Genomic DNA, 24848 nt, shown 5'->3' on the forward strand with positions numbered 1-24848 from the left:
TCTTTTACGTGTTACACTAATTCGATAATCGCCATCGGAGCTGCATCGCCGCGACGCGGTCCCAGCTTAAGCACCCGGGTATAACCACCTTGACGCTCAGCATATTTAGGGGCAATTACATCAAACAGTTTTGTTACAACTTCTTCGTCGTAGAGGCTTGATAACACTTGGCGACGTGCATGCAGGTCGCCTCGCTTGGCTAAAGTGATCATTTTTTCGGCCATGCCGCTGATTTCTTTTGCCTTAGCTTCTGTTGTCTCAATACGCTCATATGCAAAGAAGGAAGTTAACATGCTGCGAAACAACGCTTTACGCGCACTGGTGTCCCGTCCTAACTTTCTGTAGGCCACAACTCTTCCCTCCCTTTACTCTTCGTGTTCTGCAAGTGCCAGACCCATTTCAACAATCTTTTTCTTAACTTCTTCCAGTGACTTCCTGCCCAAGTTGCGAACTTTCATCATATCTTCTTCGCTCTTTTGTACAAGTTCAGCCACGGTGTTGATTCCGGCCCGTTTCAAGCAGTTGTAAGAACGCACCGAGAGGTCCAGGTCTTCAATGGTCATTTCCATTGTCCTGTTTTTACCCTCAGCCGGTTCTTCAGAAACCAAACCCTGACCCTCATCCTCTTCAGGAGGTTCTCCGGCAATATTTTGAAACAATTTCAGGTGCGACACCATTATGCCAGCAGCTTTGCTGACAGCTTCTTCGGGACGCATACTGCCATCTGTCCATACTTCCAATGTCAGCTTGTCATAATTGGTTACGTTGCCGACACGGGTGTCGGATACGTTATAATTGACGCGGACAATGGGCGAGAAGATGGAGTCAATAGGTATAACCCCGATGACATGGTCGGGCTTTTTATTTTTGTCAGCCGGTACATAGCCTTTGCCTTTTTCAACCATGATTTCCATGCGGAGCTTGCCGCCGGCACCTACTGTCGCCAAGTGGAGTTCAGGGTTTAGAATTTCAATGTCAGCGTCGGCCTTAATATCGCCTGCGGTGATTTCACCGTCTTCAGACGCTTCAACCAGTAAAACTTTTGGCTCGTCACTATGCATTTTAATACACAATTCTTTTAGGTTGAGAATTATGTCGGTGACGTCCTCCCGAACACCGGGGATAGTGGCAAATTCATGAAGCACACCATCGATTTTCACCGAGGTTACAGCCGCGCCAGGCAAAGAGGAAAGAAGTACCCGTCTTAAGCTGTTGCCCAGCGTAATGCCAAAGCCCCTGTCAAGCGGTTCCCACACAAATTTGCCATATCGGTTGTCTTCACTTATTTCCACTATATCGATCTTCGGTTTTTCGATTTCAATCATCCGGAAAAACCCTCCTCATTTGGCCAAACTCTTACGTTACGCCATCGCCACGGTTGAGGGCAGATTATCTTGAATACAACTCGACAATGAGATGCTCCTGGATAGGAATATCAATTTCCTCCCGGGTGGGGTAGCGCATAACCTTACCGCTCATATCTTCAGCGTTCACTTCAAGCCAAATCGGAGCTTGCTTAGACCCTAACGATTCGGCAATTTTTTTGATAATGGGTGATTGTTTACTTTCTTCGCGTACACCAACGGCGTCGCCTGCTTTTACCAGGAAAGACGGAATGTTGACGCGGCGGCCATTAACTCTGATAAGGCCATGACGTACCAGTTGTCTTGCCTGGTTGCGGCTTTCGGCCAGCCCCATGCGGAAAACAACATTGTCAAGTCTTCTTTCCAGCATTACCAAAAGGTTTTCACCGGTAATGCCTTTTTGGCGGTCAGCTTTTACAAAGTAGTTGTGGAATTGGCGTTCAAGCACACCGTAAATACGGCGGGTTTTTTGCTTCTCCCGCAGCTGAATGCCATATTCGGAAACTTTTTTACGGGTTTGACCGGCGCCATGCTGGCCGGGAGCAAAGCCGCGCTCTGTGAACGAGCATTTATCACTATAGCATCTGTCGCCTTTAAGATACAGTTTTGCACCTTCGCGGCGGCATAATCTGCAAACAGGTCCTGTATATTTTGCCATTCTTACCAAACACCTCCCAATTCCTTAAACTCTTCTTCTTTTCGGCGGACGGCATCCATTATGCGGAATGGGTGTTACGTCTTTAATCATATTTACTTCAAGGCCAGCAGCCTGAAGGGAGCGGATAGCCGCTTCACGGCCTGATCCGGGACCTTTTACAAATACTTCGATTTGCTTGAGGCCATGTTCCATGGCAGCTTTAGCTGCAGTTTCGGCAGCCATTTGAGCAGCAAACGGTGTGCTTTTGCGCGATCCTCTAAAGCCCAGTCCGCCAGCGCTTGCCCAGGAAATGGCATTGCCTCTGGTATCAGTAATGGTGACGATGGTGTTGTTAAAAGTCGAACGGATATGAGCAACACCATGTTCTATATTTTTACGTTCTCTGCGTTTTGGTCTTGCGACTTTCTTTTGAGCCAAAGGTTACCCCTCCTTACTTCTTCTTTTTAGCGCCGACAGTCCGTTTCGGGCCTTTGCGGGTACGGGCATTGGTCTTGGTACGCTGACCGCGTACAGGAAGACCCATGCGATGCCGCTTGCCACGATAAGAGCCGATCTCAATGAGCCGCTTAATATTTAGAGCTTCTTCCCGACGAAGGTCGCCTTCTACGTGATAGTTTTTGTCAATGGATTCACGCAGTTTAGCAACTTCTTCCTCAGTCAAGTCCCGAGTCCTGGTGTCCGGGTTGATTCCGGTCTTGGCAAGGATCTCTTTTGATAAGGTAAGTCCAATACCATAGATATATGTTAAAGCAATTTCAATGCGTTTGTCACGCGGTAAGTCTACACCGGCAATACGTGCCATGGTTTAATCCACCCCCTCACTTTTTTTAGCCTTGTTTTTGTTTATGTTTGGGATTTTCACAAATCACCATTACCCGGCCATGCCGTTTGATGATTTTGCATTTCTCACATATAGGCTTAACTGATGGCCTTACTTTCATAATTAAACCTCCCTTTAGCGGTCATCCGCCGTCAGTGGCCAGTTGTCAGGACAGAACCTGACGACCGACGACCGATAACTAACAACCTATTTAAACCTATAGGTAATACGGCCGCGTTTCAAATCGTACGGTGTTAGTTCAATAGTAACTTTATCGCCAGGTAAAATCCGAATAAAGTTCATGCGAATTTTTCCTGATACATGCGCCAGTACAATATGACCGTTCTCCAATTTTACCTGGAACATAGCGTTAGGCAGAGCCTCAACGACTGTACCTTCCACTTCAATTACATCTTGTTTGGACATGAGCTATTCCTCCTCGTCCGCTTTTACCAGCTTATCCGGCCGCCTAAATTGGGCGAGCGCCTGACGGATGTTTTCATCGGTAATTGTTAAAGCACCGGTGACTGTTTCCGTCATAGGATTAGCAATAGAAAGCCTTCTTACGTGTTTAACGTTCTTTTTCTTAGGACTGGTGACTTTACGTCCGCGTCCGTCAGCTACCAGAAGAGTTTGCGGCTTATACCACCCTATTACCATATAAGCGTGGCCAGCATCACGTCCTGCTGATGATATTACAATGTGCCCTGGGATTATAGTTCCATCTGGCACAAGCCGTCTCCTCCTATAGTTTTGTTAATATTTCCGGACCATCGGCCGTAATGGCAATGGTGTGTTCAAAATGAGCCGAACGCTTGCCGTCAGCAGTCACTACTGTCCAGTTGTCACTCAAGGTCTTGACCTCATGAGTCCCTGCGTTAATCATAGGCTCTATTGCTAATGTCATACCAGCTTTTAATCGCGGGCCGCGTCCGGGAAGCCCATAGTTAGGTACTTGCGGGTCTTCGTGCATGTTCCTGCCGATGCCGTGCCCGACAAAATCGCGCACCACACCGTAACCATGCCCCTCAGCGTAGGCTTGAATGCTATGGGAGATATCGCCCAAGCGATTTCCTGCGATAGCTTGCTCAATCCCTTTATATAACGACTGCTCGGTTACCTCGATAAGTTTCTCAACTTCAGCGTCTACTTCACCGATAGCAACAGTTATCGCAGCGTCACCACAATAACCATTAATGAAAGCGCCAATGTCAATACTTACATTATCTCCAGTTTTTAACCTTTTTAATCCAGGAATGCCATGTACTACCTCATCGTTGATCGAGGCGCAGATATTGCCGGGGAAGCCGTGATAGCCTTTAAAGGCCGGCGTTGCACCCTTGCTTTTAATATACTGCTCAGCAATCCTGTCAAGTTCAAGCGTAGTGACATCAGGTTGCGCCGCTTTTTTTATTTCTGCAAGCGTTTCGGCCACTATTCGCCCGGCATCACGCAGGTAATTAAGTTCCCTTTGTGACTTTAAGATAATCATACTTGCCCGCCTCGCAAGCTGCCGACAATATCGTTTAGAACATCGTCAATCGGTTGAAGCCCGTTAATTTCGGTATATAGTCCCTTATCCTGATAATACTCAATCAGGGGCTGGGTTTGCGCCTGATATACCGATAAGCGGTTGACTACCGTTTCTTCCGTATCATCAGCCCGCTGGTACAGTTCGCCATTACATTTGTCACAAACGCCGCTTGTTTGCGGAGCATTAAAGGCTACATGATACGTGGCACCGCAGCTTTTGCAAATCCGGCGGCCGGTCATACGGCCAACCAATTCTGAACTCGGAGCCGTAATATTAATAACCCGGTCAAGCTTAATGGCGAGCTCTGTCAATGTGCGGTCAAGCGCTTCGGCTTGGACAGTGGTACGGGGAAAACCGTCAAGGATAAAACCTGTTTGGCAATCCTCTTTCGCCAGGCGCTCTTTGACAATGCCGATAGTGACACTGTCAGGCACCAGTTGACCCGCATCCATACAGGCTTTAGCCTGTTTTCCAAGCTCGGTGCCTTCTTTAACGGCTGCCCGGAACATATCTCCTGTGGAGATATGGGGAATTTTGAATTTCTCTACCAGTTTGGCCGCCTGGGTGCCTTTACCGGCACCAGGCGGGCCCATTAACAGAATAAACATGACCACTACCTCCTACTTCATGAAGCCTTGATAATGACGCATGAGTACCAGCGCCTCAATTTGCTTCATGGTGTCTAAGGCCACGCCTACTACAATGAGCAGAGCTGTACCGCCAAAATACACTCCCTGGATATTGGTTATGGCTCCGATGAAGTTTGGCAATATGGCGATGATGGCCAAGAATATGGATCCGGCCAGGGTAATTCTGGTCATAATCCGGTCTAAATAATCGGCGGTGGGTTTACCCGGCCTGATGCCCGGAATAAATCCGCCGTGTTTTTTCATGTTCTCTGCCATATCTGATATATTCACAGTAACCGCAGTGTAGAAATACGTAAAGAACACGATTAAGAGCGCATACAAAACTGTCTGCATCGGCGTGCCCCACGCAAACCACTCTGCCACGGTTTTTACCCAGGGAACATTAATAAACTGAGCAATGGTTACTGGGAACATCAGCACAGATGACGCAAAGATTATCGGAATAACGCCCGCTTGATTTACTTTCAGCGGAATGTGAGTAGAATGGCCACCATACATTTTCCGGCCAACTACCCGTTTGGCATACTGAACAGGAATTCTGCGCTGGCCTTGCTGTATTGCGATAACAAATACAATCATGGCCAAACCAATTATTAAGAACAATAGCAGACTAAATATACTAATTGTTCCGGCACTCAAATACTCAAACATCGTATAGATGCCACCCGGCAGGCTTGATACGATACCGGCAAAGATAATCAGCGAGATACCGTTCCCAATCCCTTTATCGGTGATTTGCTCACCCACCCACATTAAGAACGTCGTTCCTGCGGTCAGGGTAATCGCCACAAGCAGGATAGAGCCAACCCCGGGGTTGATGATAGCTACTTTTAGGCCAAAGGCCATACCAATGGCTTGGATAAAACCAAGCACAACAGTACCATAGCGGGTAATTTGGGTAATTTTTTTACGACCTTCATCGCCTTCTTTGGACCATTGCTCAAATTTCGGTACAACTACGGTGAGTAGCTGCATGATAATCGAAGCATTGATATAGGGCGTTATGCTCATCGCAAAAATTGAAAACTTGCTGAGAGCACCACCTGAAAACATATCCAGAAGCCCAAACAGATTACCTTGAGTAAACAGCTGCTCGATGACAGAGGCATTCACTCCCGGTACCGGGATATGTGTGCCTAAGCGAAACACCAGGAACATAATTAAGGTAAATACTACCTTTTGCCTCAGTTCGGTAATCTTTAAAACGTTCGAGAGCCCTGCCAGCAATTAAATCACCTCGACAGAACCGCCGGCTGCCTGAATTTTTTCAGCGGCCGACTTAGTAAAGCCATTGGCTTTTACTGTAAGAGCCTTGTTAAGCTCGCCATTGCCTAAGATTCTAAGACCGTCAAGCACTTTTTTGATTACACCAGCTTCTACCAATGCCTCAAGATCAACCACCGTTCCGTTGTCAAAGCGGTTGAGTACAGCTACGTTAACTTCGCTGTATTCTTTGGCAAATATATTGGTGAAGCCACGTTTGGGCAATCTTAAGTACAAGGGCTTTTGGCCGCCTTCAAAACCAGGACGCACACCGCCGCCGGCACGGGCTTTTTGACCTTTGTGGCCTTTACCGGAAGTTTTACCAAGACCGGAACCAAGTCCACGGCCTACACGGGTGCGAACTTTTTTTGAACCAGGCGCTGGAGCTAATTCATGTAATTTCATTAACAGCACCTCCTTGAACTAGTATATTGGCTAACGCCATTTTGTAATTTATTCAGCTACTTCTGCTACAGTAACAAGGTGTTCTACTTTGCGAACCATTCCTCTGATTACCGCATTATCTTCCTGTACGACCGAGCTGTTGGTTTTCTTGAGACCTAAAGCTTTTACGGTTGCGCGTTGGTCTTCGGGTCTGCCAATCAAGCTACGGGTCAAAGTAATTTTGATTTTCGCCATGATGTTACCTCCTTAACCCAACAGTTCCTGAACGGTCTTGCCGCGCAGGCTGGCAACTTCTTCAGCGCGTTTAAGTTGGCTAAGGCCGACTATGGTGGCACGTACTACGTTGTTGGCATTAGATGAACCAAGTGATTTGGTTAAGATATCTTTAATACCAGCAAGTTCAAGCACCGCACGGGCCGGACCGCCGGCAATTACGCCAGTACCTTCGGAGGCAGGCTTTAACAATACCTTGCCTGCGCCAAATTCACCTGTAATTTGATGGGGAATGGTGGTGCCGACAAGAGGAACCTTGATAAGACTTTTTTTAGCGTCTTCTACGCCTTTACGAATAGCTTCCGGTACTTCGGCAGCTTTGCCCAAGCCGAAACCGACATGGCCGTCGCCGTCGCCGACAACTACCAGCGCACTGAAGGAAAAGCGTCTGCCGCCTTTTACTACCTTAGCAACCCGGTTAATGAACACTACTCTTTCTTTAAGGTCAAGACCGGTATAATCAATTCTAGCCACTAATTTCCCTCCTTTTCTTAGAATTCAAGTCCGGCTTCGCGTGCAGCAGCTGCCAGAGCAGCCACGCGGCCGTGATAGATATAGCCGGCGCGGTCAAATACCACTTTAGTGATTCCTTTTTCGAGGGCCCGTTTAGCGATTGCCTCGCCTACAGCTTTGGCTGCATCTGTATTTCCACCGTATTCAACTTTAGCACTGATGTCCTTATCCAGTGTGCTGGCCGCTACTAAGGTAGTACCGGTTTTATCGTTGATAATCTGAGCATAAATATGCTTCAAACTGCGGAATACGTTTAGACGCGGGCGTTCAACGGTGCCAATCAGAGTTTTCCGTGCTCTTAATTGCCGCTTTTGGCGCGCGATGTTTTTGCTTGGTTTACGCAGCAAGGTGTTCACTCCTTTCGCCTAAATTACCTTTTTTGAGTTTATTTCTTGCCTTTACCGCCGGCTTTACCGACTTTGCGGCGGATAATTTCGCCTTCGTATTTGATGCCTTTACCTTTATACGGTTCCGGTTCGCGATAACCGCGAATTTTAGCAGCAAGTGCACCGACCGCTTCTTTATCAATACCGGAAACTACAATCCGGTTAGGTGCGGGAACATCAATGGTGATACCTGTAGGCGGTTCAACTTCCAACGGATGGGAAAAGCCTAAGGTAAGCGCCAGTTTTTGACCAGCTTTAGCAGCACGATAGCCTACACCGGCAATTTCTAAGGTTTTCGCGAAACCTTGTGTTACTCCGGTTACCATGTTGCTGACCAACGTCCGGGTCAAACCGTGGAGCGAACGGTGTTGTTTATTATCTGTAGGCCGTTTGACGTTGATGACGCTGCCTTCCAGCTCGATAATCATATCAGGGTGGAGTTGGCGGGTCAGTTCGCCTTTAGGGCCTTTAACTGTTACGAAATTGCTGTCGCCGATGGTTACGGTAACGCCAGCAGGAACAGCTATGGGAGTCCTACCAATTCTAGACATATTGCACCTCCTGTATCACTAGACTACCAAACGTATGCGATTACTTCGCCGCCCAGACCTTCTTTACGAGCGGTTTTATCGCTCATGATGCCTTTTGAGGTTGAGATAATCGCAATCCCGAGACCACCCAGTACGCGCGGCAGCTGTTCTTTCTTAGCATAAACGCGAAGACCGGGCTTAGAAATGCGCTTGATTCCTGTAATTACTTTTTCGCGATTTGGGCCGTATTTTAGGCTAACCCGCAGCATTCCCTGCTTGCCATCTTGGATCATGTCGTAATCTTTAACAAAACCTTCGTCTTTCAGGATTTGGACTACGGCTTGTTTAATTTTCGATGCCGGAATCTCGACTTTATCGTGATAAACCGAGTTGGCGTTGCGAATGCGCGTAAGCATATCTGCAATCGGATCGGTCATTACCATGTGTTAGAACCCCCTTCCTATATGTTGCTGCTACTACCAGCTTGCCTTGGTTACTCCAGGAATGGCGCCTTTGTAGCTCAGTTCCCGGAAACAAATCCGGCACATTTCAAATTTACGCATATATCCGTGCGGACGTCCGCAAATTTTGCAGCGGTTATACTTACGCACCTTAAATTTAGGCTCGTTTTTCCATTTCTCAATCAAAGCCTTTTTGGCCACCGAATTCCCTCCTTCTGTTTAAACTGTCCCATCTAGAGACGGGCGTTAATGGACAGATTCAATTATGCGCTAAATGGCATACCCATTAGTTTCAGTAACTCTCTTGCTTCTTCGTCAGTCTTGGCGGTGGTAACAATGATGATATCCATACCGCGGATTTTGTCCACTTTATCGTAGTCAATTTCCGGGAAGATCAATTGCTCTTTAACACCAAGCGTATAGTTGCCGCGTCCGTCGAATGCTTTCGGGTTAATACCGCGGAAGTCACGTACCCGGGGCAATGCGATGTTGAACAGTTTATCAAGGAATTGATACATCCGTTCACCGCGCATGGTAACTTTGGCACCAATCGGCATACCTTCACGAATTTTGAAAGCAGCGATGGATTTTTTTGCTCTGGTTATAACCGGTTTTTGACCGGCGATTAAAGTCATATCATTTACAGCCGCATCGAGAACTTTGGGGTTGCCTACTGCTTCGCCAACACCCATGTTGATAACCACTTTCTCGACTTTGGGAATTTCCATGACGTTTTTGTATCCAAATTTCTGCATCATAGCTTGTGCTACTTCATTTGCATATTTTTCTTTAAGTCTTGTTGTAGCCATGAGTTAACCTCCTTTCAGGAAAGAATGGTTTTACTTATCTTTATCAATAACTTCGCCGCATTTTTTGCAGGCACGGACAAACGAGCCACTGGCCTGCTGCGATTTTTTAATGCGGGTAGGTTTGTCGCATGCCGGGCAAACAAGCATAACTTTGGCCGAAGCAATAGGAGCTTCTTTCACAATAATGCCGCCCTGGGGAGCTTTTTGGCTCGGCTTAGTGTGGCGTTTTACTTTGTTTACGCCTTCAATCACAACTTTGCCCTTTTTCGGCAGAGCTTCAACTATTTTGCCTTCTTTGCCTTTGTCTTTACCAGACAGCACGACGACTTTGTCGCCTTTTTTAACGTGCAGCTTTTGAGCTTCTGACACTTAAGGACACCTCCTTAATCTAGATAACTTCCGGTGCCAGTGAGATAATTTTCATGAATTCTTTGTCCCTGAGCTCGCGGGCTACTGGTCCAAATATCCGTGTACCTCTCGGGCTTTTGTCTTCTTTAATAACAACTGCGGCATTTTCGTCAAACCGGATATAGGAGCCGTCCGGACGGCGTAATCCTTTTTTGGAGCGAACGACAACGGCTTTAACTACATCGCCTTTCTTGACAACGCCACCGGGTGTAGCGTCTTTAACGGATGCAACGATAACATCGCCAATGTTGGCATAGCGGCGATATGAGCCACCCAGTACGCGGATGCACATAATTTGTTTGGCGCCGGTATTATCAGCAACATTCATGATGGTCTGCTGTTGAATCATAGTGCTTATCCTCCTTCCTCATGAGGCTCGATGCGCGTGGCAGCCGAGCATTAGAAGCTAGCTTGCTTGGTTTAAACTAAATACTACTTTGCTCTTTCGAGAACTTCCACTACGCGCCAGCGTTTTTCTTTGGAAAGCGGGCGGGTTTCCATAATTTTAACGGTATCGCCGATATGGCTTTCGTTATTCTCATCATGAGCTTTAAACTTCACGGTTTGTTTAATCGATTTATGGTACAGTGGGTGCCGTACTAAACGTTCCACGGCCACTACAACTGTTTTTTCCATTTTGTCGCTTACGACTTTGCCAATCCGGACCTTGCGTTCGTTTCTTTCAACGGTCACTAGTCATTGCCTCCCTTCACTCATTAACATTGCGCCCCCAAAATTACTGGGCCTTAAGTTCACGTTGACGCTGAACGGTTTTGATACGGGCAATTGTTTTCTTGACGGCAGGAATCCGCATTGGGTTATCCAATTGGCCGGTTGCGTGTTGGAACCGCAGGTTGAACAATTCTTCTTTTAACTTGTTCAGGTTTTGGTCAAGTTCGGCTGCACTCATATCGCGGATATCATTAGCCTTCATTTATTTCACCACCCAGTTTAGCATTGACGCCCGGTGCGTCCATATCCAAATGAGCGGTATCCTCCCGCTTAACGAATTTGGTTTTGATCGGCAGTTTGTGAGCTGCCAGACGCATAGCTTCACGGGCTACTTCTTCAGCCACACCGTCCATTTCAAACATAACACGACCTGGCTTAACAACAGCTACCCAATATTCAGGTGAACCTTTACCGCTACCCATGCGAGTCTCGGCCGGCTTAGCAGTAATCGGCTTGTCCGGGAATATCTTGATCCAAACTTTACCACCCCGTTTAATGTAACGGGTCATAGCAATACGGGCTGCTTCGATTTGACGGTTGGTAATCCAAGCCGGCTCGAGAGCAACAAGTCCGAATTCGCCATGGGATACGGTATTGCCTTTAGTGGCTTTACCGGTCATACGTCCGCGGAATTGTTTGCGATGCTTTACTCTTTTTGGGATAAGCATTATTTTTCGCCCCCTTCAACGGCAGCGGCGACAACAGTTTTTTTGGCTTCAGGCAGAATTTCGCCTTTGTAAATCCAAACTTTTACGCCAATACGGCCATAGGTGGTGTGTGCTTCTGCTGTGCCATAATCAATATCGGCACGCAGGGTGTGCAAAGGAATACTGCCTTCACGGTAGCTTTCGGTACGGGCAATTTCAGCGCCGCCCAAACGACCGCCAACCATTACTTTGATTCCTTTTGCGCCCATACGCATGGTACGGGTTACTGATTGCTTCATCGCCCGGCGGAAAGCAATACGCTTTTCGAGCTGAGCAGCAATGTTTTCAGCAACCAAGGTAGCATCCAGTTCGGCTTGCTTGATTTCGGCAATGTTTACGTCAATGTTTTTGCCGGTAAGCTCTTTGAGCCATCTCTTGATGTTCTCAATCCCACTGCCGCCACGTCCGATTACCATACCAGGCTTAGCAGTATGAATAGTAACTTTCACCCGGTTAGCCGCACGCTCAATAATGATTTGCGACACGTTGGAAGTGTAAAGTTTTTCTTTCAGCATATCACGGATTTTGATATCTTCATGCAGATTTTTAGCATAGTCTTTATCGGCATACCATCTTGCATCCCAAGTTTTGATAATGCCAAGGCGAAGACCATGCGGATTAACTTTTTGACCCACTAAATTTCCCTCCTTCGTCCTAGCTTATCTTTCTTTAACGGCCAATGTTACGTGGCTGGTACGCTTTAAAATCTTGAACGCCTGGCCGCGTGAACGCGGATGAATGCGTTTTAAGGTCGGGCCCTGATCAACAAACGCCTGTGAGATGTAAAGTGCATCAACGTTCAGGTCATAGTTGTGCTCAGCATTAGCGATAGCTGATTTCAGTACCTTTTCCAAAACTTCAGCTCCGACTTTCGGAGTATGCTTTAAAATTGCAAAAGCCTCGCCCACGTTCTTGCCGCGAATTAAGTCCATTACGATGCGGATTTTACGGGGAGCAATGCGAATGTGTCTGGCAATTGCTTTAGCTTCCATTAATTAACCCCCTTCCGGCTATTATCAGTTCCGGATTTTTGCTAAGAGTACTTATCTTACGCCGGTGGACCGTTCCGAGCCGCTGTGGCCTTTGTAAGTCCGGGTGGGCGCGAATTCGCCAAGCTTGTGACCAACCATGTCTTCAGTAACATATACCGGTACATGTTTGCGGCCGTCATGGACAGCGACGGTGTGACCAACAAAGGCTGGCAGAATGGTCGAGCTGCGTGACCAGGTTTTGATAACCTTTTTATCGTTATTGGCATTAAGTGCATCAATTTTCTTGAGCAGGCTTTCATGCACATAAGGTCCCTTTTTAATGGATCTTGACACCTAAATAGCCTCCTTTCGTGTGTTGGCATGTTCGCGAGTTCGTATATTCGCAAGTTCGCGGGTTTGCCCTGCGGTTTTCCCTGTAAACTTCGGCGTATCGAACCTCGAACTTCGAATTTATCGACTGCCGCGGCTAGCGCGTCTCTTAACGATTAACTTATCCGATGCGTTCTTCCTGCGGGTTTTAGCTCCCATAGCGCATTTGCCCCAAGGAGTAACCGGATGTTTGCGGCCAACCGGGGAACGGCCTTCACCACCACCATGCGGATGGTCAATCGGGTTCATGGAGACACCGCGGTTGGCAGGACGGATACCCAGCCAGCGCGAACGGCCGGCTTTACCGATAGTGATGTTTTCATGGTCAAGGTTGCCTACCTGGCCAATAGTAGCCCGGCAGTTAATATGAACTTTTCTCAGCTCGCCTGACGGCAGTCTGAGAAGTGCATGGCTGCCCTCTTTAGCCATAAGCTGAGCCGAAGCACCGGCTGAACGAACCATTTGGCCGCCTTTGCCAATCTTCATCTCAATATTATGGATTTGCGTACCTACCGGAATATTCTTAAGCGGCAATGCATTGCCCACTTTGATATCAGATTCCGGGCCGCTCATAATGGTATCGCCTACTTTAAGGCCGTTAGGAGCAAGAATATAACGCTTTTCGCCGTCAGCATAATACAGTAGTGCAATCCGTGCCGAACGGTTGGGATCATATTCAATAGTAGCAACTTTTGCCGGAATACCGTCTTTGTTGCGCTTAAAGTCAATGATACGATACAGACGCTTGTGGCCGCCGCCTTGATGCCGGACAGTCAAACGACCTTGCTGGTTGCGACCGGCGTGTTTTTGCAGGCGCTCGGTCAGGGAACGCTCGGGACGATCTGCGGTAATGTCCGAAAAATCGGCTACCGTCATAAATCTTCTGCCAGGAGCGTATGGTTTAAAACTTTTAACTGGCATGTGTGCCCCTCCTTTTTAGGAAATTCTGGTTATACACCTTCAAAGAATTCAATACGCTCGCCGGGAGCCAGTTTTACAATGGCTTTTTTGAAGTCCGAACGTTTGCCAAGATTCTTGCCCATCCGCTTGGTTTTACCCATTACGCGGATTGTGTTAACATCAAGAACTTTTACTTTGAAGATTTGTTCAACAGCTTGGCGAATTTCAATTTTGTTGGCGGTAAGCGGCACAACAAAAGTGTATTTGTTTTCAGCCATCAATGCTGTGGTTTTTTCAGTAATGTATGGTCTAAGAAGTACGTCGCGTGGATTTGCCATTATGCCAGCACCTCCTCAATCTTGGCGACTGCCTCTTTGGTTACCAGCACTTTATCATGATGCAGCAAATCGTATACATTAAGTCCAATAGTTCCAATGGCTTTTACACCAGGAAGGTTACGGGACGATTTTGCAACAATCTCGTCATTGTCTGCGGTGATGATGAGGGCTTTGGCTTCTTGTGCTTCAAAATTACCAAGGAATTTTATTACGTCTTTGGTTTTTGGAGCTTCAAAATTAATGGTTTCAACAACCACCAGGCCACCAGCATTCACTTTCGCAGTCAGTGCTGATTTAATCGCCAAACGGCGGACTTTTCTCGGCATGCTGAATTTGTAGCTGCGCGGATGCGGTCCAAATACAGTGCCGCCACCCACCCACAATGGGGAACGGATGGTGCCAGCCCGTGCCCGGCCGGTACCTTTTTGTTTCCAGGGTTTTCTGCCGCCACCGCGTACCATTGCTCTGGTCTTAGTCGCGTGAGTGCCTTGACGCTGGCTTGCCAGTTGCATAACAACAGCCTGATGAACCACGGCTTCGTTTATTTCTACGCCAAATACGTTATCATTGAGTTCCATTTCACCGGTTTGTGCACCGGTCATATCATATATTGCCACTTTCGGCATATAGCACATCCTCCTTTCGATGCTATGAGCCCACGCTTTGCGGTTTGCCGCAAAGTCGCAAGCTGCGATTACTTAACGGGTTTTACTGTATTTCTAACAACGACGAAACTGCCTTTAGGTCCGGGAACCGCGCCTTTAACCAGCAGAAGGTTACGGGGCACATCCACACGAACAACTTGCAGACGCTGAACGGTTACTTTTTGTCCGCCCATGTGTCCGGGAAGTTTCTTGCCTTTGAATACTTTACCGCCGCCACCGCTCATTCTGGAACCGATGGTACCAGGCTCACGATGGGATTTGGAACCGTGACCCATAGGTCCACGAGCAAAGTTATGCCGCTTAATGCCGCCGGCAAAGCCTTTTCCTTTAGCAGTACCGGTCACATCAATGAGTTCTCCTTCGCTGAATACATCAGCGCTCAGAACTTGACCTACTGTATATTCAGAAGCTCCAGGCAGGCGCAGCTCACGAATGAATTTTACCGGTTTGACGTTGGCCTTTGCAAAGTGACCCTTCATCGGCTTGTTGACATGTTTGTCTTTGACAGCGCCAAACCCAAGCTGCACTGCATTGTAGCCATCATTTTCAACTGTCTTGTTTTGTACTACGACGTTAGGACCGGCTTCAATAACAGTAACCGGAATAACTCTACCCTCAGCCGTAAAGATTTGGGTCATACCCAGTTTTTTTCCTAAAATTCCTTTAGCCATTTATCGCACCTCCTCCTACAGCTTGATTTCGATGTCCACACCAGCCGGCAAGTCGAGACGCATTAAGGCATCTACCGTCTTGGGGGTCGGCTCAAGGATGTCAATAAGACGCTTGTGTGTCCGCATTTCAAATTGTTCGCGGGAGTCTTTGTTGACATGGGGTGAACGCAAAATAGTGAAAATGTTTTTCTCCGTAGGAAGCGGAATAGGGCCGGAAACCATAGCGCCAGTACGTTTTGCGGTTTCAACAATCTTGGCCGCACTTTGATCAAGCGCCTTGTGGTCATACGCCTTGAGGCGGATTCTGATTTTTTGCTGTTTAGCCATTTATTTATTCCTCCTTATCGCCCAGTTTCTCTGAACGGACATTCTCGGTGGAAATTTCCCCGCGCGTGCGGGCCACCTTCCACGTCATCGCCGGTCCAATATCCTGGCAAAAGGCGGCCACGCCGCCCTTGCCGGATACTATGTTAAACTTTTTTATTACTCGGTAACAGCGGTTACAACGCCGGCGCCAACAGTACGGCCGCCTTCGCGAATAGCGAAACGCAGACCTTCTTCGATAGCGATCGGGGTGATGAGCTCGATGCTCATTTGAATGTTGTCGCCAGGCATTACCATTTCTACGCCTTCCGGCAGATTTACAACACCGGTTACGTCAGTTGTTCTGAAGTAGAACTGCGGACGATAGTTGGTGAAGAACGGGGTATGGCGGCCGCCTTCTTCTTTGGACAATACATATACTTCGCCTTTGAATTTGGTGTGAGGTTTAATGGAACCAGGCTTGGCAAGTACTTGGCCGCGCTCGATTTCTTTACGCTCTACACCACGCAAGAGCGCGCCGATGTTGTCACCGGCTACTGCCGAATCCAGAAGTTTCCGGAACATTTCTACGCCGGTTACTACTGTGGATTTCGGTTTTTCGGTCATACCAACGATTTCGATGGTATCACTTACTTTTACCACACCGCGTTCTACACGGCCGGTGGCTACTGTACCACGACCGGTGATTGTGAACACGTCTTCTACAGGCATCAGGAAAGGCTTGTCGGTAGCACGTTCCGGGGTCGGAATGTATTCATCCACTTTTGCCATAAGCTCGTGGATTTTGCCGCACCATTCGCATTCGGCTTTAGCGCAGCCGCAGTTAAGAACTTTAACGGCAGAACCGCTTACTACAGGAATGTCGTCACCAGGGAATTCGTAGCTGGAGAGAAGTTCGCGAACTTCCATTTCTACCAGCTCCATCAGTTCTGCGTCATCAACCAGGTCGGCTTTGTTTAAGAATACAACCATGGCAGGTACGCCTACCTGGCGGGACAGCAGGATGTGTTCACGGGTTTGCGGCATTGGGCCGTCGGCGGCCGATACAACCAGGATAGCACCGTCCATTTGCGCTGCGCCGGTGATCATGTTTTTTACATAGTCGGCGTGGCCCGGGCAGTCAACGTGAGCGTAGTGGCGGTTTACGGTTTCATATTCAACGTGTGAGGTGTTGATGGTAATACCGCGTTCTCTTTCTTCCGGGGCTTTGTCGATTTGGTCATAGGCCATGAATTCTGCGCCGCCTTGTTTTGCCAGGGTCATGGTAATTGCGGCAGTCAGCGAGGTTTTGCCATGGTCAACGTGACCGATGGTGCCAATGTTAACGTGGGGTTTGTTTCTTTCAAACTTTTTCTTAGCCATTGAGTGTTACCTCCTAAGTTTATTACTAATTAAATGTTAGGTGAGCCTGCAAACAGGTTAACCTTTATTTTTCGCTGAAATAACTTCAGCAATATTTTTGGGTACTTCTTCGTAATGGTCAAATTCCATGGAGTAGTTGCCGCGTCCCTGCGTCTTGGAGCGCAGGTCGGTTGCATAACCAAACATCTCGGAAAGCGGTACAAAAGCTTTAATGGATTGAGCGCCTGAGCGGGCTTCCATGCCTTCGATCCGGCCACGACGGGAGTTTAAGTCGCCGATAACATCACCCATGTAATCTTCCGGCACAATAACTTCCACTTTCATGTATGGCTCCAGGATAACCGGACCCGCTTTGGTTGCACCGGCTTTAAAGCCCATCGAACCTGCAATTTTGAAAGCCATTTCCGAGGAGTCAACATCATGGTAGGAACCGTCAACAACGGTTACCTTAATATCGACCATCGGATATCCGGCCGATACGCCGGTTTCCATAGCTTCCTTAATACCGGCTTCAATTGGGTTGATGTATTCTTTAGGAATAGCACCACCGACAACTTTGTTTTCAAAGATAAATCCTTGGCCGGGCTCAAGCGGTTGAATTTCCAGCCAGCAATGGCCATATTGACCACGGCCGCCGGACTGACGGACAAACTTGCCTTCTGCTTTAACGGCTTTACGGATGGTCTCACGGTAAGCAACCTGAGGTTTGCCGACGTTGCAACCCACTTTAAATTCCCTGAGCATCCGGTCAACAATAATGTCAAGATGAAGTTCACCCATACCGGAAATAATGGTCTGTCCAGTCTCCTGGTCAGTATGCATTTTGAAGGTAGGATCTTCTTCAGCCAGACGATTAAGGGCCACACCCATTTTTTCCTGGTCAGCTTTGGTTTTCGGTTCAACAGCTATCGAGATAACCGGGTCAGGGAAAACCATAGATTCCAGAATAATAATGTTTTTATCGTCACAGAGCGTATCACCGGTGGTGGTGTCTTTAAGCCCTACGGCAGCAGCAATGTCGCCGGTATAAACGATTTCAATCTCTTCCCGGTGATTAGCGTGCATCTGGAGAATACGGCCAATGCGCTCACGTTTGCCCTTTGTGGAGTTATACACATAAGAACCGGAGGCCAACTGACCGGAATACACTCTGAAGAATGCCAGCTTACCAACATAGGGGTCAGCCATAATTTTAAATGCCAGAGCCGAGAACGGCAGGCTATCGTCAGCTGCACGTTCATCAGTTTCACCGGTTTCAGGATTAACGCCCTGAATGGCCGGGATATCAGTCGGTGCCGGCATATAGGCGACAACAGCATCCAAGAGCGGCTGTACACCTTTGTTTTTGTAAGATGAACCACAAATTACAGGTGTCATTTTACAAGCAATGGTGGCACGACGAATCGCTGCCTTGATTTCCTCGAGGGTCAGTTCTTCTCCTTCGAGGTATTTCATCATCAGCTCATCATCGCTCTCAGCAACCGCGTCCAAGAGATTTTGCCGATAAAGTTCGACATTTTCAACCATATCTTCAGGGATTACGGCAGCTTCGCTTACCTTGCCCAGATCATCGGTGTAAATAACAGCTCTCATTTCAACAAGGTCCACAAAGCCTTTGAAGGTATCTTCAAAGCCTATTGGCAGTTGAATCGGCACCGCATTAGCACCAAGACGGCTTTTCATCATATCAACAACCCGGTAGAAATCCGCGCCGGTGATATCCATTTTATTTACATACGCCATACGGGGAACCCCGTATTTGTCAGCCTGGCGCCAGACAGTTTCTGATTGCGGCTCTACGCCGCCTTTGGCACAGAAAACTGCAACCGAACCGTCAAGCACTCTCAACGAACGTTCTACTTCAACTGTAAAGTCCACGTGTCCTGGTGTGTCAATGATGTTAATACGATGCCCATCCCATTGGGCTGTAGTGGCCGCCGAGGTAATGGTGATACCTCGCTCTTGCTCCTGCACCATCCAGTCCATAGTCGCAGCGCCATCATGCACTTCGCCAATCTTGTGTACTTTGCCGGTATAAAACAGTATGCGTTCGGTGGTAGTGGTCTTGCCAGCGTCGATGTGCGCCATGATACCGATGTTCCGCGTCTTTTCAAGAGGAAACTTTCGGGCCACTATCTTCACTCCTTAGTATTGTGCGTCCGGGCGGTTACCCATTCGATTTAAGAACGGGTTGCTTACGCAACCCTTTAATCGGATGGAATTTATACCCGAACCTCGATTATTACCAGCGGTAATGTGCAAAAGCCTTATTGGCTTCAGCCATTTTATGGGTATCTTCACGTTTCTTAACAGATGCGCCAGCATTGTTTGCGGCATCCATCAATTCCGAAGCCAGACGCTCATGCATGGTTTTTTCACCACGTTTGCGCGAATAGCCAACCAGCCAGCGAATACCCAGTGACAGTTTGCGATCAGGCCGCACTTCAACAGGCACCTGATAGTTAGCGCCACCAACACGACGGGCACGAACTTCAAGAACCGGCATTACGTTTTTAAGCGCAACTTCAAATACTTCCATCGGGTCTTTGCCGGTTTTAGCGCGAATGGTTTCAAACGCGTCATATACAATGTTCTCGGCAACGCCTTTCTTGCCGTCCAACATAATTTTATTGATAAATCTGGTGACAAGCTTGGAGTTATATACCGGATCCGGCAATACATCCCGCTTGGGAACAGCACCTTTTCTTGGCATCAGTATCCCTCCTTCTTCCAAAACTCTGCAGGTCTCTTAACAACTATTTCTTGGCAGCGGTTGCTCTTTTGGCTCCGTATTTAGAACGGCCCTGGTTGCGTTTGGCAACACCAGCGGTGTCAAGAGCACCACGGACAATGTGATAACGTACGCCTGGCAAATCTTTTACCCTGCCGCCACGGATCAACACAACCGAGTGTTCCTGCAGATTGTGACCGATACCCTGGATGTAGGCAGTTACTTCGATGCCGTTAGTTAAGCGTACACGGGCAACTTTGCGGAGTGCAGAGTTAGGTTTTTTCGGAGTAGTTGTATATACTCTCGTGCATACGCCACGTTTTTGCGGACATTCTTTCAATGCAGGAGCGGTGGATTTTTGCACCAGTTGCTCCCGGCTTTTGCGCACTAACTGACTAATTGTTGGCATGTTATTTAGCGCACCTCCTTCCCCAATCTCGTTATTTATTATTAAAAATTTCGCCAGCCGGCATGCAGTTGGCAAAATTATTAACGACCTGTCCCACTGACCGGCTATTTTAAAAGGGCTACAGCCGCAGCGCCCACTTCAATGCCGCAAGCTTTACCAAGCTCAGTCATGGTCATTTTTTCGTTAACCTCAATTCCTTTTTGGTCGCATAATTGCGCAAGCGGCGCAACCACCCGCCGGTCGGCATCATCAGCAAGGTATACCTTAGCGGCCAGACCCTTTTCCACAGCCCGCACTGCTTGTTTAGCACCAATGGCTTTCCTGGCAGTCTTTAACCCTTCAAGTTCCTCACTGCTCACAATTCCAACTCCTTTGGAAAAATAAGTGATGTTTTTCAAGGCACTCTAATATATTACCATTTCATATATCAAATGTCAATAAACTATTAGATTTTCTGCAGTGATTTAAATCCACTAAACCGGGTGTATCGCCGGCACTATTTACCACTGGTTATTAATGCCCATAAACACTGGGTTTATGCACCTTTTTTCAACAAAACCGGGGACGGTTTTGTTCCGTCCCCGGTTGTTAGTGTTACATGATATTTTATCTATTCAGTAACCAGCTCTACCGGCGTCTTTCTGAGATGAACATTGCGGTAACGGCTCATACCGGTGCCGGCAGGAACAAGCTTACCGATAATGACGTTCTCTTTCAAGCCTAAGAGCGGATCAACCTTGCCTTTGATGGCAGCTTCAGTAAGTACACGGGTGGTCTCCTGGAAGGATGCGGCCGACAGGAAGGAATCTGTCGCCAGTGATGCCTTAGTGATACCCAGCAGAATAGGTCTGGCAATGGCCGGGTCCCCACCTGCCTCAATGGCATTCGCATTCTCTTCCTCGAAGGTGTTAAGGTCAATGTACTCACCTGGCAGAAGTTCGGTATCACCGGCTTCTTCCACTTTAACCTTGTGCAGCATCTGGCGAACCATGACCTCAATGTGTTTGTCGTTAATTTCAACACCCTGAGATTTGTATACTTTCTGTACTTCATATACCAAATAGCGTTGCGTGGCTTTAAGGCCGCTAACCCGGAGAATATCATGCGGATTAACTGCACCTTCTGTCAGACGGTCGCCGGCTTCAACCTCCTGGCCGTCGCTGACAATAAGTCTTGCACCATAAGGTATCTGATATACGCGTTCTTCGCCAAGCGAAGCGTCTGCCGGATAAACGGTAACCTTGCGCATACCTTTGATTTCTTTCACTTCCACCCGGCCGGCCACTTCGGTAATGATGGCCTGGCGTTTCGGCTTGCGGGCTTCAAACAACTCTTCTACCCTCGGCAAACCTTGGGTAATATCATCACCGGCAACACCGCCGGTATGGAAGGTTCTCATGGTAAGCTGGGTACCAGGCTCACCAATGGACTGGGCGGCAATAATACCGACAGCCTCACCGACATCCACCATATGACTTGTGCCCAGGTTGCGGCCATAGCAGTTAATGCATACGCCATAACGTGAACGGCAGGTAAGCACGGAACGAATAGCGACTTTTTCCCGCACTTTAACGACCTTGTCGGCCAGGCTTTCGGTAATCAGGTCATTGATTCTGACAATAACCTCACCGGTGGCCGGATCAAGAATGTCTTCTGCCGACATTCTGCCGACAATGCGGTCTTTCAGTGATTCAATAATGCCTGAGCCTTCTTTGATGGCTTCCACTTCGATGCCTCTGACATTATTGTTCCGCACCTTAACTTCTTTGACCGAGCTGGCCAGAACGGCTTCTATGTGCTCTTCCGTGAAGGGGGTGTCTGCCGGAACCAGTTCCACACCTTCACTGGTTTTAATAGCTTCGGTTGTGTTTTTACCCAGCATCTCCCGGATCATGGCCTCTTTAAGAGCTTCCCGGACTTTTTCTTCCGGTGCACCAAGCATAATGGTCTCAGCACCGGCTGCCCAGGCGACATCGGCTTCTGTTTCCTCAGTCTCGCCCTGAATCATGATTTCCGGAACGCCATGTTCACCAATTAAGCGCAGATTATTCTCATCAAGTACGGTTCCCTGCGGCAATAACACATCGGCCGTTTTGGGATCCAATACTTCCTGAGCCAATACCCGGCCACACAGACTGTCTTTAAGCATATCGATAGCACCGGCACTGGATTTGGCGAGACTCGCCCGTTCCCGTACCAGGTTTATGCCGACAACATCGCAGTCCTCTTCCCTGACAATGACATCCTGAGCCACGTCGACAAGCCGGCGGGTAAGGTAACCTGAGTCAGCCGTCCGGAGAGCAGTATCGGCCAAGCCTTTACGCGCACCATGGGTAGAGATAAAGTACTCCAATACGGTCAGACCTTCACGGAAGTTTGCCTTGATCGGCAAGTCAATGATCCGGCCGGAAGGATCGGCCATAAGGCCCCGCATACCGGCTAACTGACGAATCTGCTGGATATTACCGCGCGCACCGGAGTTGGCCATCATGTAAACCGGGTTAAACCGGTCAAGGGTATTCATCAGCGCGGCAGTAACATCATCGGTAGCTTTGGTCCATAGATCGATAGTCTTCTTATACCGTTCATCATCGGTAATCAGGCCGCGGCGGTACTGTTTATCAATGGTATTGACTTTCTCTTCAGCAGCCGCTAATATCTCTTTCTTTTCAGGCGGTATTTTAATATCTGAGATAGCAATTGTTATGCCGGCACGACAGGCAAAGGAGAAACCAAGACGCTTAACAGCATCCAGTACCACGGCTGTTTTGGCGTTGCCAAAAATGTTATAGGAATCTGCAACAAGTTTGCCAAGCTGCTTTTTATCCATGAGCTTGCCCAGATGCCAACCGTCTTCTTTTTCCTCATAATGTCTAAGCTCATGCGGCAATACTTCGTTGAAGATTACCCGGCCTAACGTAGTGTGCACCAAACCATAGCCCTCTAAGCGCATTTTGAGTTTTTCATGTAAACCCAATGCCTTATGCTGGTAGGCAAGCAGTGCTTCATTCATATGGGAGAAGGATTTCAGCTTTCCATCTTCAGGCTCTCTTTCAATGGTCAGATAGTAGGCACCTAATACCATATCCTGGGTAGGTGTGGCTACCGGTCTGCCGTCTTTGGTAGACAAAATATTATGAGCCGAAAGCATCAGCATACGGGCTTCCGCCTGTGCTTCTGCCGAAAGCGGTACGTGTACCGCCATCTGGTCACCGTCAAAGTCGGCGTTGTAAGCTGTACATACTAACGGGTGAATCTTGATTGCCCGCCCTTCTGACAGTACAGGTTCAAAAGCCTGAATACCAAGCCTGTGCAGGGTCGGGGCGCGGTTTAAGAGCACCGGATGCTCTTTGATAACTTCCTCCAGTACGTCCCAAACCTCCGGGCGTACTCTTTCCACCATGCGTTTCGCGCTTTTAATATTATGCGCGTGACCGGCATTAACCAGCTTTTTCATTACAAACGGCTTGAATAATTCCAATGCCATTTCTTTGGGCAGACCACATTGGTGCAGTTTAAGTTCAGGACCGACAACGATAACCGAACGGCCTGAATAGTCAACCCGCTTACCTAACAGGTTCTGACGGAAACGGCCCTGTTTGCCTTTAAGCATATCACTTAAGGATTTTAACGGGCGATTGCCGGGGCCGGTAACCGGCCGGCCGCGTCTGCCATTGTCAATAAGTGCGTCAACCGCTTCCTGGAGCATCCGCTTTTCATTGCGGACAATGATATCCGGAGCCCCTAAGTCTAACAGACGCTTCAGCCGGTTGTTACGGTTAATTACCCGGCGGTACAGGTCATTTAGGTCTGAGGTGGCAAACCGGCCGCCATCCAGCTGAACCATCGGTCTTAATTCAGGCGGAATAACCGGCACAACATCCATAATCATCCAGGTCGGATTATTCCCCGACTTGCGGAAAGCCTCAACCACTTCTAAGCGTCTAATGGCCCGGATTTTGCGTTGTCCGCTGACCTCTTTCAGTTCTTGCCGGAGTTCACGACTCATTTTTTCCAAGTCGAGTTCTTCCAGCAATTTCTTGATGGCTTCAGCACCCATCCCGACTTTAAAAGCATTGCCGTATTTGTCCCGGTGTTCGCGGTATTCATTTTCGTTGAGCAATTGTTTCTTCATGAGCGGCGTATCGCCAGGCTCAATCACGATATAGGAAGCAAAGTATAAAACCTTTTCTAACGAACGCGGGGAGATATCAAGGATCAGTCCCATGCGACTGGGTATACCTTTGAAGTACCAGATATGTGAAACAGGGGCGGCTAATTCGATATGCCCCATCCGGTCACGCCGAACCTTGGAACGGGTTACTTCAACACCGCAGCGATCGCAGATAATGCCTTTATAGCGAATCCGCTTATATTTACCGCAATGACATTCCCAGTCCCGGGTAGGTCCAAAGATTTTTTCGCAAAACAAACCTTCCCGTTCAGGCTTCAAGGTACGATAATTAATGGTTTCCGGTTTTTTTACTTCGCCATGTGACCATTTGCGGATTTGTTCCGGTGATGCCAGACCAATACGCATCGAATCAAAGTTATTTACGTCCAACAAGGGGTTA

At 48.1% G+C, this 24848-nt stretch carries 38 protein-coding genes; all 38 read right to left on the minus strand.

Translation table 11 applies throughout. The features are described 5' to 3' along the window. Positions 1-11: 11 nt before the first annotated feature. The 38 genes from rplQ to rpoC all read right to left on the minus strand — a co-directional run bounded on the left by rplQ (position 12) and on the right by rpoC (position 24841). Positions 12-350 (minus strand): 50S ribosomal protein L17, encoded by a 339-nt coding sequence (gene rplQ / locus GT1_RS15995; RefSeq protein ID WP_075752877.1) that lies wholly within the window; start codon positions 348-350, stop codon positions 12-14. Positions 351-365: 15 nt separating this feature from the next. After that, the gene (locus GT1_RS16000; protein WP_188399575.1) at positions 366-1325 is read right to left on the minus strand and encodes a DNA-directed RNA polymerase subunit alpha; all 960 of its coding nucleotides are present in this window, start codon (positions 1323-1325) and stop codon (positions 366-368) included. 64 nt (positions 1326-1389) lie between these two features. Beyond that, positions 1390-2022, minus strand: a complete 633-nt coding sequence (gene rpsD / locus GT1_RS16005) for a 30S ribosomal protein S4 (protein WP_188399576.1) — start codon at positions 2020-2022, stop codon at positions 1390-1392. A gap of 24 nt (positions 2023-2046) precedes the next feature. After that, entirely contained in the window at positions 2047-2439 is a 393-nt protein-coding gene (gene rpsK, locus GT1_RS16010) for a 30S ribosomal protein S11 (protein WP_075752871.1), read from the minus strand. A 13-nt stretch (positions 2440-2452) separates the two neighbouring features. After that, complete coding sequence (gene rpsM / locus GT1_RS16015; protein WP_075752869.1) at positions 2453-2824, minus strand: 30S ribosomal protein S13; 372 nt, start codon at positions 2822-2824, stop codon at positions 2453-2455. 25 nt (positions 2825-2849) lie between these two features. Further along, entirely contained in the window at positions 2850-2963 is a 114-nt protein-coding gene (gene rpmJ / locus GT1_RS16020) for a 50S ribosomal protein L36 (RefSeq protein WP_028971919.1), read from the minus strand. A gap of 86 nt (positions 2964-3049) precedes the next feature. Then, the gene (gene infA, locus GT1_RS16025; protein WP_021168717.1) at positions 3050-3268 is read right to left on the minus strand and encodes a translation initiation factor IF-1; all 219 of its coding nucleotides are present in this window, start codon (positions 3266-3268) and stop codon (positions 3050-3052) included. Between the two features lie 3 nt (positions 3269-3271). Further along, positions 3272-3502: a hypothetical protein gene (locus tag GT1_RS16030; RefSeq protein ID WP_188399577.1), complete on the minus strand. Its 231-nt coding sequence runs from the start codon at positions 3500-3502 to the stop codon at positions 3272-3274. An 85-nt stretch (positions 3503-3587) separates the two neighbouring features. After that, the gene (gene map / locus GT1_RS16035; protein ID WP_075752864.1) at positions 3588-4334 is read right to left on the minus strand and encodes a type I methionyl aminopeptidase; all 747 of its coding nucleotides are present in this window, start codon (positions 4332-4334) and stop codon (positions 3588-3590) included. After that, complete coding sequence (locus GT1_RS16040) at positions 4331-4984, minus strand: adenylate kinase (protein ID WP_188399578.1); 654 nt, start codon at positions 4982-4984, stop codon at positions 4331-4333. The genes map and GT1_RS16040 overlap by 4 nt, the downstream gene beginning before the upstream one ends. A gap of 12 nt (positions 4985-4996) precedes the next feature. Continuing rightward, positions 4997-6253: a preprotein translocase subunit SecY gene (gene secY, locus GT1_RS16045; protein ID WP_188399579.1), complete on the minus strand. Its 1257-nt coding sequence runs from the start codon at positions 6251-6253 to the stop codon at positions 4997-4999. Then, entirely contained in the window at positions 6254-6694 is a 441-nt protein-coding gene (gene rplO / locus GT1_RS16050; RefSeq protein WP_075752858.1) for a 50S ribosomal protein L15, read from the minus strand. A gap of 48 nt (positions 6695-6742) precedes the next feature. Continuing rightward, positions 6743-6928: a 50S ribosomal protein L30 gene (rpmD, locus tag GT1_RS16055; protein WP_075752856.1), complete on the minus strand. Its 186-nt coding sequence runs from the start codon at positions 6926-6928 to the stop codon at positions 6743-6745. A gap of 12 nt (positions 6929-6940) precedes the next feature. Further along, entirely contained in the window at positions 6941-7441 is a 501-nt protein-coding gene (rpsE, locus tag GT1_RS16060; RefSeq protein ID WP_075752854.1) for a 30S ribosomal protein S5, read from the minus strand. Positions 7442-7458: 17 nt separating this feature from the next. Next, on the minus strand, positions 7459-7827 hold the full coding sequence (gene rplR / locus GT1_RS16065; RefSeq protein WP_075752852.1) for a 50S ribosomal protein L18: 369 nt from the start codon (positions 7825-7827) through the stop codon (positions 7459-7461). 38 nt (positions 7828-7865) lie between these two features. Next, positions 7866-8417, minus strand: coding sequence for a 50S ribosomal protein L6 (gene rplF / locus GT1_RS16070; RefSeq protein ID WP_075752850.1), 552 nt, complete (start codon positions 8415-8417; stop codon positions 7866-7868). 23 nt (positions 8418-8440) lie between these two features. Then, positions 8441-8839, minus strand: coding sequence for a 30S ribosomal protein S8 (rpsH, locus tag GT1_RS16075; RefSeq protein ID WP_075752848.1), 399 nt, complete (start codon positions 8837-8839; stop codon positions 8441-8443). Positions 8840-8872: 33 nt separating this feature from the next. Continuing rightward, the gene (locus GT1_RS16080; protein ID WP_075752846.1) at positions 8873-9058 is read right to left on the minus strand and encodes a type Z 30S ribosomal protein S14; all 186 of its coding nucleotides are present in this window, start codon (positions 9056-9058) and stop codon (positions 8873-8875) included. Positions 9059-9120: 62 nt separating this feature from the next. Further along, positions 9121-9666 carry a 50S ribosomal protein L5 gene (gene rplE, locus GT1_RS16085; protein WP_075752844.1) on the minus strand — a complete coding sequence of 182 codons (546 nt, stop codon included), beginning with the start codon at positions 9664-9666 and terminating at the stop codon, positions 9121-9123. A gap of 30 nt (positions 9667-9696) precedes the next feature. Next, positions 9697-10035: a 50S ribosomal protein L24 gene (gene rplX, locus GT1_RS16090; RefSeq protein ID WP_075752842.1), complete on the minus strand. Its 339-nt coding sequence runs from the start codon at positions 10033-10035 to the stop codon at positions 9697-9699. Between the two features lie 19 nt (positions 10036-10054). Further along, positions 10055-10423 carry a 50S ribosomal protein L14 gene (gene rplN, locus GT1_RS16095; protein ID WP_075752840.1) on the minus strand — a complete coding sequence of 123 codons (369 nt, stop codon included), beginning with the start codon at positions 10421-10423 and terminating at the stop codon, positions 10055-10057. Positions 10424-10506: 83 nt separating this feature from the next. Continuing rightward, a complete protein-coding gene (gene rpsQ, locus GT1_RS16100; RefSeq protein WP_188399580.1) occupies positions 10507-10767 on the minus strand; it encodes a 30S ribosomal protein S17 in 261 nt (86 codons plus the stop codon). A gap of 43 nt (positions 10768-10810) precedes the next feature. Continuing rightward, on the minus strand, positions 10811-11008 hold the full coding sequence (gene rpmC / locus GT1_RS16105; protein ID WP_075752836.1) for a 50S ribosomal protein L29: 198 nt from the start codon (positions 11006-11008) through the stop codon (positions 10811-10813). Further along, positions 10998-11474, minus strand: coding sequence for a 50S ribosomal protein L16 (gene rplP, locus GT1_RS16110; RefSeq protein ID WP_075752834.1), 477 nt, complete (start codon positions 11472-11474; stop codon positions 10998-11000). The genes rpmC and rplP overlap by 11 nt, the downstream gene beginning before the upstream one ends. Then, a complete protein-coding gene (rpsC, locus tag GT1_RS16115) occupies positions 11474-12148 on the minus strand; it encodes a 30S ribosomal protein S3 (RefSeq protein ID WP_188399581.1) in 675 nt (224 codons plus the stop codon). The genes rplP and rpsC overlap by 1 nt, the downstream gene beginning before the upstream one ends. Positions 12149-12172: 24 nt before the next feature. Beyond that, on the minus strand, positions 12173-12505 hold the full coding sequence (rplV, locus tag GT1_RS16120) for a 50S ribosomal protein L22 (protein WP_188399582.1): 333 nt from the start codon (positions 12503-12505) through the stop codon (positions 12173-12175). A gap of 51 nt (positions 12506-12556) precedes the next feature. After that, entirely contained in the window at positions 12557-12838 is a 282-nt protein-coding gene (gene rpsS / locus GT1_RS16125; RefSeq protein ID WP_188399583.1) for a 30S ribosomal protein S19, read from the minus strand. Positions 12839-12955: 117 nt separating this feature from the next. Continuing rightward, complete coding sequence (rplB, locus tag GT1_RS16130; protein WP_188399584.1) at positions 12956-13795, minus strand: 50S ribosomal protein L2; 840 nt, start codon at positions 13793-13795, stop codon at positions 12956-12958. Positions 13796-13824: 29 nt separating this feature from the next. After that, positions 13825-14112 carry a 50S ribosomal protein L23 gene (rplW, locus tag GT1_RS16135; protein ID WP_075752824.1) on the minus strand — a complete coding sequence of 96 codons (288 nt, stop codon included), beginning with the start codon at positions 14110-14112 and terminating at the stop codon, positions 13825-13827. Then, positions 14112-14738: a 50S ribosomal protein L4 gene (gene rplD / locus GT1_RS16140; protein ID WP_075752822.1), complete on the minus strand. Its 627-nt coding sequence runs from the start codon at positions 14736-14738 to the stop codon at positions 14112-14114. The genes rplW and rplD overlap by 1 nt, the downstream gene beginning before the upstream one ends. Positions 14739-14806: 68 nt before the next feature. Next, complete coding sequence (gene rplC / locus GT1_RS16145; protein ID WP_188399585.1) at positions 14807-15448, minus strand: 50S ribosomal protein L3; 642 nt, start codon at positions 15446-15448, stop codon at positions 14807-14809. 15 nt (positions 15449-15463) lie between these two features. Beyond that, positions 15464-15775 carry a 30S ribosomal protein S10 gene (gene rpsJ, locus GT1_RS16150; protein WP_021168692.1) on the minus strand — a complete coding sequence of 104 codons (312 nt, stop codon included), beginning with the start codon at positions 15773-15775 and terminating at the stop codon, positions 15464-15466. 156 nt (positions 15776-15931) lie between these two features. Then, entirely contained in the window at positions 15932-17134 is a 1203-nt protein-coding gene (gene tuf / locus GT1_RS16155) for an elongation factor Tu (RefSeq protein WP_188399586.1), read from the minus strand. A gap of 57 nt (positions 17135-17191) precedes the next feature. Continuing rightward, entirely contained in the window at positions 17192-19267 is a 2076-nt protein-coding gene (gene fusA / locus GT1_RS16160; RefSeq protein ID WP_188399587.1) for an elongation factor G, read from the minus strand. 109 nt (positions 19268-19376) lie between these two features. Then, complete coding sequence (gene rpsG / locus GT1_RS16165; protein WP_075752816.1) at positions 19377-19847, minus strand: 30S ribosomal protein S7; 471 nt, start codon at positions 19845-19847, stop codon at positions 19377-19379. Positions 19848-19890: 43 nt separating this feature from the next. Then, positions 19891-20274 carry a 30S ribosomal protein S12 gene (gene rpsL, locus GT1_RS16170; RefSeq protein ID WP_075752814.1) on the minus strand — a complete coding sequence of 128 codons (384 nt, stop codon included), beginning with the start codon at positions 20272-20274 and terminating at the stop codon, positions 19891-19893. 104 nt (positions 20275-20378) lie between these two features. Beyond that, positions 20379-20633, minus strand: coding sequence for a ribosomal L7Ae/L30e/S12e/Gadd45 family protein (locus tag GT1_RS16175; RefSeq protein WP_075752812.1), 255 nt, complete (start codon positions 20631-20633; stop codon positions 20379-20381). Between the two features lie 251 nt (positions 20634-20884). After that, positions 20885-24841: a DNA-directed RNA polymerase subunit beta' gene (gene rpoC, locus GT1_RS16180; RefSeq protein ID WP_284707642.1), complete on the minus strand. Its 3957-nt coding sequence runs from the start codon at positions 24839-24841 to the stop codon at positions 20885-20887. Positions 24842-24848: the final 7 nt, after the last annotated feature.

This window comes from Sporomusa sp. GT1, assembly GCF_014634905.1.
In the GTDB taxonomy this organism is placed as follows: Bacteria; Bacillota; Negativicutes; order Sporomusales; family Sporomusaceae; genus Sporomusa; species Sporomusa sphaeroides.

Excerpts from the sequence above, each read along its gene's own strand:
- GT1_RS16000 (WP_188399575.1), bottom strand. The coding sequence starts at position 1,325 with ATGATTGAAATCGAAAAACCGAAGATCGATATAGTGGAAATAAGTGAA.
- rpsD (WP_188399576.1), bottom strand. The coding sequence starts at position 2,022 with ATGGCAAAATATACAGGACCTGTTTGCAGATTATGCCGCCGCGAAGGT.
- rpsM (WP_075752869.1), bottom strand. The coding sequence starts at position 2,824 with ATGGCACGTATTGCCGGTGTAGACTTACCGCGTGACAAACGCATTGAA.
- rpmJ (WP_028971919.1), bottom strand. The coding sequence starts at position 2,963 with ATGAAAGTAAGGCCATCAGTTAAGCCTATATGTGAGAAATGCAAAATC.
- infA (WP_021168717.1), bottom strand. The coding sequence starts at position 3,268 with ATGTCCAAACAAGATGTAATTGAAGTGGAAGGTACAGTCGTTGAGGCT.
- GT1_RS16030 (WP_188399577.1), bottom strand. The coding sequence starts at position 3,502 with ATGGTAATAGGGTGGTATAAGCCGCAAACTCTTCTGGTAGCTGACGGA.
- map (WP_075752864.1), bottom strand. The coding sequence starts at position 4,334 with ATGATTATCTTAAAGTCACAAAGGGAACTTAATTACCTGCGTGATGCC.
- GT1_RS16040 (WP_188399578.1), bottom strand. The coding sequence starts at position 4,984 with ATGTTTATTCTGTTAATGGGCCCGCCTGGTGCCGGTAAAGGCACCCAG.
- rplO (WP_075752858.1), bottom strand. The coding sequence starts at position 6,694 with ATGAAATTACATGAATTAGCTCCAGCGCCTGGTTCAAAAAAAGTTCGC.
- rpmD (WP_075752856.1), bottom strand. The coding sequence starts at position 6,928 with ATGGCGAAAATCAAAATTACTTTGACCCGTAGCTTGATTGGCAGACCC.
- rplF (WP_075752850.1), bottom strand. The coding sequence starts at position 8,417 with ATGTCTAGAATTGGTAGGACTCCCATAGCTGTTCCTGCTGGCGTTACC.
- rpsH (WP_075752848.1), bottom strand. The coding sequence starts at position 8,839 with ATGGTAATGACCGATCCGATTGCAGATATGCTTACGCGCATTCGCAAC.
- rplE (WP_075752844.1), bottom strand. The coding sequence starts at position 9,666 with ATGGCTACAACAAGACTTAAAGAAAAATATGCAAATGAAGTAGCACAA.
- rplN (WP_075752840.1), bottom strand. The coding sequence starts at position 10,423 with ATGATTCAACAGCAGACCATCATGAATGTTGCTGATAATACCGGCGCC.
- rpmC (WP_075752836.1), bottom strand. The coding sequence starts at position 11,008 with ATGAAGGCTAATGATATCCGCGATATGAGTGCAGCCGAACTTGACCAA.
- rplP (WP_075752834.1), bottom strand. The coding sequence starts at position 11,474 with ATGCTTATCCCAAAAAGAGTAAAGCATCGCAAACAATTCCGCGGACGT.
- rplV (WP_188399582.1), bottom strand. The coding sequence starts at position 12,505 with ATGGAAGCTAAAGCAATTGCCAGACACATTCGCATTGCTCCCCGTAAA.
- rplB (WP_188399584.1), bottom strand. The coding sequence starts at position 13,795 with ATGCCAGTTAAAAGTTTTAAACCATACGCTCCTGGCAGAAGATTTATG.
- rplW (WP_075752824.1), bottom strand. The coding sequence starts at position 14,112 with ATGGCAAATCCACGCGACGTACTTCTTAGACCATACATTACTGAAAAA.
- rplD (WP_075752822.1), bottom strand. The coding sequence starts at position 14,738 with ATGCCGAAAGTGGCAATATATGATATGACCGGTGCACAAACCGGTGAA.
- rplC (WP_188399585.1), bottom strand. The coding sequence starts at position 15,448 with ATGGCTAAAGGAATTTTAGGAAAAAAACTGGGTATGACCCAAATCTTT.
- rpsJ (WP_021168692.1), bottom strand. The coding sequence starts at position 15,775 with ATGGCTAAACAGCAAAAAATCAGAATCCGCCTCAAGGCGTATGACCAC.
- tuf (WP_188399586.1), bottom strand. The coding sequence starts at position 17,134 with ATGGCTAAGAAAAAGTTTGAAAGAAACAAACCCCACGTTAACATTGGC.
- rpsG (WP_075752816.1), bottom strand. The coding sequence starts at position 19,847 with ATGCCAAGAAAAGGTGCTGTTCCCAAGCGGGATGTATTGCCGGATCCG.
- rpsL (WP_075752814.1), bottom strand. The coding sequence starts at position 20,274 with ATGCCAACAATTAGTCAGTTAGTGCGCAAAAGCCGGGAGCAACTGGTG.